The sequence below is a fragment of the Pseudoalteromonas sp. NBT06-2 genome (assembly GCF_002276045.1).
Classification (GTDB): domain Bacteria; phylum Pseudomonadota; class Gammaproteobacteria; order Enterobacterales; family Alteromonadaceae; genus Pseudoalteromonas.
On sequence record NZ_NQMR01000383.1, the window covers coordinates 1 to 902 of the forward strand.

At 33.8% G+C, this 902-nt stretch carries 1 protein-coding gene; it reads left to right on the plus strand.

What is annotated here, in order from left to right; translation table 11 throughout:
• Positions 1–455: 455 nt before the first annotated feature.
• Positions 456–761, plus strand: a complete 306-nt coding sequence (locus CJF42_RS26200; RefSeq protein WP_095369399.1) for a hypothetical protein — start codon at positions 456–458, stop codon at positions 759–761.
• Positions 762–902 lie beyond the last annotated feature (141 nt).

A 902-nucleotide genomic window follows, 5' to 3' on the forward strand; every position in this document is an offset into this window, starting at 1 on the left:
ACAACAATCCTGACACAGGGGGATAGTTTAACATTACATATTTATCATAATCCACATGCTAAAACTCCGTTGACATCTCCTGTGTTTGAGTCAACGAAAGTATTTGAATACTGTATAAATGCTACTAAGGCATACGATAATTTCGAAATACAGTAAAAACAACATAATCGGGTAGCCGTACAAAATAACTAAGTCTGCTCGCTTTTGCCGAACAAAATATAAAATTAAGAAAACCCCACCATTGAATACAAGATTGTAAATGTGTCTTTGATAGACGGAATCATTCCGTCTATCACACAAAAAAATCTTATAATATTTATTAAAGTCTTTGATAAAAAGAGAAAACAAGAGTATTTTATCGAAATTAAGAATCACGATAGACAGAAAAATTCCGTGTTTAAACACGCAATAAATCCGCCTATTAATCTGTTATACGTACAGGAGGTTTCAGATACATGGAAAGTTTTATTCCCTTAATTATTATATCTATGCTTGTTTTTGTTCAAATAAAAAAATTTAAAGATATGTGTAAATATTTATCTTCAGCCTACCCTGAGGAATGGGAAAAGTTATCCCATAACTCTATGGGTGGTTCTAAGCGGTCTGTTACAAATGCAAACTTAACTGAATCACTTAAAACAGGATTCTTTTCAACGCTAGCAGATGAAAAAATTACTAAATTCGAAAAGTTTAGATCATTTAATATCTACTTAATGGGCGCTGTGGTTTTGTTACAGTTAGTTCTAGCGTTTTTTAAATAATGTACATATAATCGGGTAGCCGGAGGTCTCTAACCTCCACACCACCCATCATGCTTGTAGCCGAACAAAATACCCCCAAAGTGATGCAAAAACCTCTATGTTTTGATTCACGTTACTAAAAGTGCGGCTCTGTAGCCCGCA

Coding starts and splice junctions, on each gene's coding strand:
- CJF42_RS26200 (WP_095369399.1), top strand. CDS start 456: ATGGAAAGTTTTATTCCCTTAATTATTATATCTATGCTTGTTTTTGTT.